General features: G+C 65.3%; 5 protein-coding genes and 1 pseudogene. 3 read left to right on the top strand and 3 right to left on the bottom strand.

Translation table 11 applies throughout. The features are described from left to right. Both B7R22_RS20405 and B7R22_RS02115 read right to left on the bottom strand, forming a co-directional pair. Positions 1-80: hypothetical protein (locus tag B7R22_RS20405; RefSeq protein ID WP_437184128.1), on the bottom strand; the 80-nt coding region annotated here is incomplete at its 3' end. Positions 81-91: 11 nt separating this feature from the next. Beyond that, complete coding sequence (locus tag B7R22_RS02115; protein ID WP_147305270.1) at positions 92-1,717, bottom strand: HAD-IC family P-type ATPase; 1,626 nt, start codon at positions 1,715-1,717, stop codon at positions 92-94. A 571-nt stretch (positions 1,718-2,288) separates the two neighbouring features. On the opposite strand from B7R22_RS02115, the pseudogene B7R22_RS20400 reads away from it, so the two are divergent. The 3 genes and pseudogenes from B7R22_RS20400 to B7R22_RS02105 form a co-directional block, all read left to right on the top strand. Continuing rightward, positions 2,289-2,498: pseudogene (locus B7R22_RS20400) on the top strand (cation-transporting P-type ATPase); the annotation flags it as partial. After that, a complete protein-coding gene (locus tag B7R22_RS02110) occupies positions 2,478-5,036 on the top strand; it encodes a cation-translocating P-type ATPase (protein ID WP_437184127.1) in 2,559 nt (852 codons plus the stop codon). The pseudogene B7R22_RS20400 and the gene B7R22_RS02110, both read left to right, overlap by 21 nt. Next, positions 5,033-6,493 carry an MGDG synthase family glycosyltransferase gene (locus B7R22_RS02105; RefSeq protein WP_253258835.1) on the top strand — a complete coding sequence of 487 codons (1,461 nt, stop codon included), beginning with the start codon at positions 5,033-5,035 and terminating at the stop codon, positions 6,491-6,493. Before B7R22_RS02110 ends, B7R22_RS02105 begins: the two co-directional genes overlap by 4 nt. Here B7R22_RS02105 and B7R22_RS02100 read toward each other — a convergent pair. Continuing rightward, complete coding sequence (locus B7R22_RS02100; protein WP_253258834.1) at positions 6,475-8,616, bottom strand: beta-glucosidase family protein; 2,142 nt, start codon at positions 8,614-8,616, stop codon at positions 6,475-6,477. The two genes, B7R22_RS02105 and B7R22_RS02100, sit on opposite strands and share 19 nt — an antisense overlap. Between the last annotated feature and the right edge of the window lie 4 nt (positions 8,617-8,620).

Raw genomic sequence — 8,620 nt, 5'->3', positions numbered from 1 at the left:
TCACCGAACAGAAGGTGGCTGGTGAGCCGCTCATGATTGCGGTACACCTCGACCAGCTGCGCGGTGACACGCAGGTCCACGGCCTGCCCGATCAGCGAGTAAGGGACGGAGTAGAAGTTCTTTTCCCGTCTCCCGTCATCGCGACCGTGTATCCCAGCGATTGCAACGCCAGCACCATTGCCTTCTTCTGCTGAGGCGTGACCCGACCGAACACACGCTCCGTACGGAGCACCTCGGCGAGAGCGACAGGGTCGGTGGGAAGTGAGCGTGCGTCTACCGCGACGAGCCCAGCCGGGAGTCCGATCTCGTGCGCGACGGCGCCGACCGTGAGCGGATCATCCCCCGAAATGACACACACCTGAACACCCTGAGAACCGAAGTAGCCGATCGTCTCTGCAGCGTCGGCGCGCACCCGCTCCCGCAGCACCACCACCGCGACGGGCTCTAACCCCTTCGGGAGGGCCGGCGCCACTGTGGGGACCGTCGATGTCAGCGGGTACGGCGAATGCGCTAGGACCACCGTGCGTCGCCCGGCACTGGCGAGTCGGGTGACCTGCCGCTGCATCTCGGCGGCGCCCGCCACTGTCGTACCCAGCACCACGTCGGCGCCGCCCAAGACCCACGTCCCCGGCGATTCTCCCTCACGGAAATATGCCGCGCTCCATTTGTAACGACTCGAGAACGGCACCGTGGCATCAGGCAGGTAGTCGCGGATGGGAGGCCCGACGGCAGCCGCCATTGCTTGAGTGGTCGTGTTCGCGCCCGGCTCGGTCGCGAACCAGGCAAGCGCCTGTTGCCAGCCCGGCGCGGGATGCTCGACCGGCTTCAGCTCGTCGAGGGTAAGCGTCCCTTCGGTGAGGGTGCCGGTTTTGTCCACGCACAACATATCAACGCGGGCAAGGCCCTCCACCGCCGAGAGTTCCTGCACAAGCACTCGTCGGCGCGCCAACCTGACAGCCCCGATCGTGAGCGCGAGAGAGGTCATGAACACCAGGCCCTGCGGCACCATCGCGATGATGCTCGCCACGGCTGCCACCGCCGCATCACGCCATGCACCGCTGGACAGCGCAGCAGCCCAGCCACCTGCCGCCTGCATCTGCCCGTTGACGACGATCGCACCGACGGGAATCAGCCCGAGGGATATCCAACGGATGATCCGAGCAATGGACTCCCGTAGCTCACTGCGCACAAGGGAGAATTCTCGAGCCTCGAGGGTGATCTTCGCGGAATATGAATCAGTCCCAACACGATTGACTCGTGCAAGTCCGCCACCGGCGACTACCGTCGAGCCGCTCAGAAGTGCGCGACCGACCCTTGCGCTGACCGGGTTGGCTTCCCCTGTTAGTAGTGATTCATCCACCTCTAACTCGCTGCCGTCCACGAGCTCTGCATCCGCGACGATCTGGCCGCCCGGACGCAGCACCAGAAGGTCGTCGAGGACGACATCTTCGACCGCGCACTCGACGTCCGCGCCGTCCCTTCGAACGAGTGCTCTCGACGCGTTCAGAACCGCGAAGCGCGCTAGAGTCCGCTTCGCGCGGAACTCCTGAACTACCCCGATGAGAGTGTTAGTCACCACGAAGAAACCAAACAATGCATCTTGCCAGGCCCCGAGGAGGAGGAGAAGAAGAAAACTTGCTCCCACGATCCCGTTGAAGAGGGTGAACAAGTTCGCCCGCAAAATGCGAGCCAAGGAGCGGCCGGTGTCATCCGGCATCGTGTTCACAAGCCCCCGGTCCCGCCGGTTTTGCACCTCTGCAGCGGTCAGTCCTAGCGTTCTGATCGACCTCACCGCCCTTCCTACAGCCCATGTTCCTCTGCTACGAGGACAAGAGACAGGGCCATACGTCCTCAGCCGACCAAGATCATGACGCGCCTACGAACGAGCAAGCCGATTATCCGTTGGCAGGTCGGCCACGAATATCCAAGAAGCCGGCTACACCAAGGCCCTCCCCGGCGGTGGTCTTCGACCCGAGCCGTCTCGCAAAGCAGTGGTGGGGTAATCCGGTCCATGTTCCACGTGCGGATGCCCGTGACGGGTACGCCGAGGAACTTGCACATCGCAGCCGTGTGAACCCGACGAATCGGACTCGTCTGGGACTTCCTCACCCGCGGGGTCAGCATCGCCGATGATGTGCCTGCCGGCGATAAGGTGACCTGCACACCCTCGTAAACCGCACCGGCCGTGATGTAGAGACGGCGCTCGACGCGGCGGCCAAGGACCTTTCGAGAGTTAAGATTAGGACCTTAGCCCCTGCCGCAGGAGTCTTCGCCCCGCCTAGCTTTGGGTGGTGGCTATCCCCGAACTTTCCTACCTCGAGAGTGCGCAGACGGTACTCGATGATTTCGACTCGACCCTGAACGGGCTGACCGACCCGCAGGTGGCCGCCCACCGCGCACGGTATGGCAAAAATGTCATCGTGTCACTCACGAAAGAATCAGCGCTACGCCGGTACCTGCGCCAGTTCAAGGACTGGATGATCCTGCTGCTTCTTGCCAGCGCGGTCGTGACGGGTGTCCTCGGTGACGTCGGGACGACTGTCGTTCTGCTTATTCTCGTCGGCATTAACACTCTGATTGGGTTCGTCCAGGAGTCCCGCGCCGAAAAGACCATGGAAGCGCTCGGGCGCCTCGTCGCCCCGACGAGTGAGGTCATCCGCTCAGGAATTCCCGCCCAGGTCGCGTCGAGAGACCTGGTGGCGGGCGACATTGTGCGACTCACCGAAGGCTCGACGGTCCCCGCAGACGCGCGGCTCGTCGAGGCCACCGCGTTCTCGACGAACGAGTTCGCGCTCACCGGCGAGAGCGACCCGACCCGCAAGTCTGCGGACGACATCGCCCATGAGGTACCGGTCGCCGAGCGGCACAACATGGCCTACGCGGCGACGACGGTGGCCACCGGGGTTGCGCTTGGCGTGGTCTCTGCGACGGGCATGGCGACCGAGCTCGGACGCATCGCACGACTCAGCGACTCCGCGCCGGTCACACCGAGTCCTCTTCAGTTCGAGATGGCGAAGATCGCCCGCTGGGTGACGCTCGGGGTCGGGTTCCTCACCGTGGTGGTGCTCGCGGTCGTCATCCAGTCCGATATGTCGATCACTGTCGCTCTGTTGTTCGCGGTCGGGTTCGCCTGCGCACTCATCCCTCAGGGTCTGCCTGCCGAGGTGAACACAGCCCTCGCCGCGGCAGCAGCGACGCTCGCGCGCCAGAACGTGCTCGTGAGAAAACTGAGTGCTGTCGAGACGCTCGGCGCGACCCACGTGATCTGCACCGACAAGACCGGCACACTTACGAAGAACGAGATGACGGTCACCGAGATCGTCGTCGGCAACTCGAGCTACTCCCTCACCGGCATTGGCTACGACCCGACCGGCCAGCTCGTTCCCTCGCCGGGCGACAACGAGTCGCGGGTTCGCGCCTTTCTCCAGGTGGGCGTGCTGGCGAGCAATGCACGGCTCGCGCCGCCAGCGAAGGATGCCCCGACCTGGCGCATCCTCGGAGACCCGACTGAAGGCTCCCTCCTGGTTGCGGCGCGGAAGATCGGCATCGATCTGGATGCTCTGCAGAAGCTGTACGTCGAGGTCGGCGAACTGCCGTTCGATTCGACGCGCAAGCTGATGACGTCGCTGCGTCGCGACGAGCACGGCGTGGTCACGGCGTTCTCGAAGGGAGCACCCGAGAGCATCCTGGAGCGTTGCAGTCACATCGACACGGGATCCGGGGTGCGACCGATCACCGCCGCCGACACGAACGCACTGCTTGCCCTGCACACCGGCAAGGCCTCCCGCGCGTTGCGGAATCTCGCGTTCGCCACGCGCACGGTCAGCGAAGCAGATGCCGCGACCGGGGATCTCGGGATCGTCGAGCACAATCTCACACTGTTGGGCCTGGTCTCGATGATCGATCCGATTCGGGCGGAAGTTCCGGCTGCCATGGCGACGGTGCTCGCTGCGGGAGTCAAGGTCGACATCGTCACCGGGGACTTCTCGCTGACCGCACTTGCCATCGCACGCCAGGCCGGACTCGTCGCACCGGAAGGCAGCCCCGGCGGCGAACTTGTGGTCGTCACGGGCGCACAGCTCGCCACGATGACCGATGCCGACGTTCTGGCTCGCGCCGGTGCTGGCGGAACCGTTTTCAGCCGGGTCGCCCCCGAAGACAAGGTGCGCATCGTCGACCTGTTGAAGGCATCCGGCCGGGTCGTTGCGGTCACGGGAGACGGTATCAACGATGCCCCCGCGCTCAGGCACGCCAATATCGGGGTCGCGATGGGAGCATCCGGAACCGATGTCGCCAAACAGTCGGCGGAGATCGTGCTGCTCGACGACAGCTTCGCGAGCCTCGTCGGCGCCGTGCGCCTCGGCCGCACGATCTACCAGAACATCCGTAAGGGCGTGCTGAGCTGCCTGACCTCGAACATCGCGGAGTTCACAGTGAACTCCGTGAGCCTCGGTCTGGCGTCAATGTTCGGGGTTCCGCTCGCACTGAATGTGTTGCAGATTCTGGCGATCGATCTGCTCGGCGAGATCTTCCCGATCGCAGCGCTCGGGCGTGATCCGGAGGAGGGTGAGACGATGAGGGATGCACCGCGTGACCCAGCAGCGCGAATCCTGAACCGTTGTTCACTGGTCGACATCGTTATCGCCGGCGGCGTGATGGGCGTGCTGGCTTTCGCGAACTACCTGCTGTTGTACTCGCGCAGCTCCGTTGACCCGTTCGTCGACGTCGTTCCGCTGGCTGTGCTTGCACAGGCCATGACGATCACCTACGTGACGATCATGGTCTGTCAGCTGGTGAGCATCACCCAGCGGCGGAGCGTTCACGGCTTCTTCACCCGCTACCAGTTCACCAACCGCACCTACTGGCTGGCGATCGCTGCGGCGGTGGCCATCATGGTGGTCATCGTCTACGTGCCTGTCGTGGCGGCCCTCTTTGGCACGGCGCCCCTCGGCATGCTCGATTGGGCCTTCGTGCTGGGTGCTGCGCTCGTCTTTCTCGCCGTCCGCGAGGCGGGCCGCGTTCTGGTGCGGAAGTGAGCCAGCCCGCACAAGGACGGCAGACCGGTGGAGGGGAACGTGTACTCATCCTGTCCGCCGGGGTGGGATCTGGGCACAACAGTGCTGCGGCGGCCCTGCGCGAGGCGTGCGACGTGCGCGCTGATGTCGCCGATGTGCAGGTGCTGGACGTACTGCAAACGAGCAGTGCTCTCTACCGCGACGTGCTGGGAAAGGGCTACTTCGTTCTGGTCGAGAACGTGCCCTGGCTGGTCGAGTGGGGCTACGACGCCAGCGATCCGCCCTACCGTCGACGCGGCCCGATCGACCCCTGGACACGGGTGAACGCCCTCCCGGTTATCGGTGCAATCAAGCAATTCCGGCCCACCGCGATCGTGTGCACGCACTTCCTACCGGCCCAGCTCGTAGCGTCGCTGCTGCTTCATGGCGTGATAGACGCCAAGACCGCCGTTGTCTCGACCGACTATGACTTTCAGGGCCTGTGGCTCACGGGCGCGTTCCACGCGCTCTTTGTCGCCCGGGAAGAGGCGAGGGTGGAGCTGGCCGCGTTCGGTCTGCCCGCTGATCGGATCGCAGCCGCCGGCATCCCGATCGCCGCGCAGTTGAATGCCGAACCGAGACGTGAGAGTGATGAGCCGCCGATGCTGCTGATCTCAGCGGGCGCATCCGGCAGCGATGACGCCGTGGCGGTCGTTCGGCAGACGCTTCATATGCGTACCCCGTTCACGGCTACGGTCGTGTGTGGACGCAATGTCGCCCTCCGGCAGCGTATCGAGCAGCTGGTGGCGCCGGCCGGGGACCGTTACCGTGTGCTGGGCTTCACGCCCGAAATGCCGCTCTTGATGCGCCGAGCAGACCTGTTCGTGGGCAAGCCCGGTGGGCTGTCGGCGTCGGAGTGCATGGCGGCCGGGCTTCCCATGGTGCTGGTCGACCCCATCCCGGGTCAGGAGATCCGAAACGGCGACTACTTGATGGAGCAGGGTGCAGCTGTCCGCTGTAACACGGCCGCGACGATCGGTTGGAAGATCGATGAGGTGCTCCGCGAGCCGGGACGCCTGCAGCGTATGCAGGCAGCCGCGAAGAGAACCGGTCGCCCGGATGCCGCCGCAGATGTTCTGGCTAGCCTTCTGGGCGGAGCGTCTCGTCCGTTGGTCGTGAGCCGTGCGGCGCAGAAGAGCATCCTTGCCTCGAGCGAGCGGCGCGTGATCGCGTCGGACGTGACAGGTCCCTCATCGCTGGTTCGCCTGATCGACGAGACAGCGGGCAGTACGATCGCGCTCGTGCAAACCGAGGAGCTGGGTGGCCTGCAGAAACGATACGGGGCTTCCAACGATGGCCTGGTGCTGCGACACAACGCATCACCAGCGTCGCCCCAGAGAGAAGAGCGGCGGTTGATTCGCGCCGTGCTCCGGGGCGACGACCTGCTTCCCGTCCGTATTGAACGACTCTCGGGACCGGGTCAGATCGTCCCCGCGTGACTTCCCTCGACGCGTCGCAGTGGGACGGCATTTGCCCAGCTGGCGGGACTGTGCTGGGCGGCGAGCAGAGCCCAATCGCCCGCGCGGGACGACCACCGGTGTGTCGCCGGGTCTCGCTGCAGTGTCGGGCCTGCATCGAGCGTGACTCGCACGGTCGTCTCGGCGCCGGGCTGGAGCGCCACTTTCGTAAAACCCAGCAGCTGCGCCACCGGCCTCTTTACAGACACGTCTGCGGCGTAGATCTGTACGACGGTCGAGCCCTGGCGAGAGCCCGTATTCGTCACCCGCACGTGAGCGCTTCGGTCTGCGTCGTCGAACCGGTGATGGAGGAGTGCGTGTTCCATCGTGGTGTAGCTCAGGCCGAACCCGAACGGGAACGCGGCGGTGTGTCCATCGGTGTCCAGCAGGCGTTGGCCCCATTTGTCGTCGTACACGACCGATTTCGCGGAGCTGTCGAACGGCGGCAGATGTGCAGCGTTCGTCGGTAGCGCGAAGGGCAGCCGTCCGCCGGGCTCCGCGGCACCGGTCAGCACACTGGCCAGCGCATGACCCCCCTCCATCCCGCCGTACCAGGCCAGGAGGATCGCCGGTACGCTGTTTCGCCAGCCTTCCGTCAGGATCGCGCTTCCGCCAATGAGCACGACGATGGTGTGAGGGTTGGCGGCAGCCACTTTGCGGATAAGGCGCGCATCGGAGGGGCGCAGTTCCAGCGAACGGCGGTCGCCACCTCGAACGAAGTGCGACACGATGTGGGCGAGGCCGACGAGCGGTTTGCGGAGAAGAGCCCATCCGACGGATCGTCCGAGCACGCCCACGTCGACGCCTCCGGTGACGACCGACTCCCCCTCGTCGTGCTGGTCCAGTCCAACGACGACGATCGCTGTCTCTGCTTCGGCTGCCATCGTGGCGGCTGCTCGCAGGTTGCGCCCCGATGACGTTGTCATCCGCACCAGCGGGAGTGCCTCACGAAGCCCCTGAAGCGGCGACACCGTTGACGGTGGACGAACCCGTGACGAACCGTGATCGCCGAGGTTCGCCCGCGTTGCGAGTCGCCCGATCACGGCGAGGTGACGGGTGGCGGGGGCCAACGGCAGGAGCGGTGCGGTGTCAGTGGCGTCGTTCTTCAACAGCACGATCGATTCGGCGGCAACCTGTCGGGCAAGAGCACGGTGCGTCGGCGACGCGATGACGGCGGTGCCTGGGCTCGCCTGCTCTCGATTGGCGGCGTGCATCACGCTGGTTCGAAGGATGCGCCGCGTGGACAGCAGGAGTGTCGACTCAGCCACCTGGCCGCTTCGAACGGCCGCCGGCAGGTCGCGGGCGCGAAGCAGTCGGAGTGGCATCTCCACATCCATTCCCGCCTGCAGGCTGAGGATCGCGTCGTGGGTGCCGAAGACCCAGTCACTCGTCACGAACCCGGTGAAGCCCCATTCGTTCCGCAACACATCGGTCAGCAGGGCGCGGTTGACGTCCATGTATTCGCCCCGCACCCGGTTGTACGCACTCAGCACGGAGTCGGCTCCGGCGTCGACAACGGCCTTGAAATGCGGCAGATACACCTCGTGCAGGGCATGCTCGTCGACTGTCACATCGACTTCGAAGCGTTCGTTCTCCATCGAGTTGAGAGCGAAATGCTTCACACAGGCCATCACGTTGACCCGCACGCCCCGGGTCAGGGCAGACCCCATCCGGCCTGTGAGCACAGGATCCTCCCCGTAGCACTCCTGCGCCCGCCCCCACGCGGGGTGACGGAGCAGGTTGACGCAGACCGACGCAGAGTAGTTCGCTCCCCGCGCCCTGGTTTCCAGACCGATCGCGACGCCAACCCGTTCCTCCAGTGCGGGATTCCAGGTTGCAGCCCGCGCCATCGTCACAGGAAAAGCGGTGCACGCCCCGATCACGACGCCCCGGCCACCGTCGCTGAACCGGATGCCGGGGATACCGAGCCTGGGGACCGCCCCTGCCACGAAGGGGCGCCGACCCAGCAGAAGCGGAATGAAAGGCAGCAACCACCGCGGGGAGTCTCCGTCGAGGAGACCGAGAACCTCCCCTTCGGTCATCCGGGCGATCAGGCTCTCCGCGGCATCATCCGCATCGAGCTCGCCCGCCCGAACCGCCCGCACAGCC

It is taken from the genome of Subtercola boreus (assembly GCF_003399635.1).
Classification (GTDB): domain Bacteria; phylum Actinomycetota; class Actinomycetes; order Actinomycetales; family Microbacteriaceae; genus Subtercola; species Subtercola boreus_B.
The sequence above is the reverse complement of the archived record's forward strand: the minus strand, read 5'-3'. Positions and strand labels throughout refer to the sequence as shown.

Bases quoted from the DNA above. Each gene is read 5' to 3' on its own strand.
- B7R22_RS02115 (WP_147305270.1), bottom strand. From the start codon at position 1,717: ATGCCGGATGACACCGGCCGCTCCTTGGCTCGCATTTTGCGGGCGAAC.
- B7R22_RS02110 (WP_437184127.1), top strand. From the start codon at position 2,478: ATGATCCTGCTGCTTCTTGCCAGCGCGGTCGTGACGGGTGTCCTCGGT.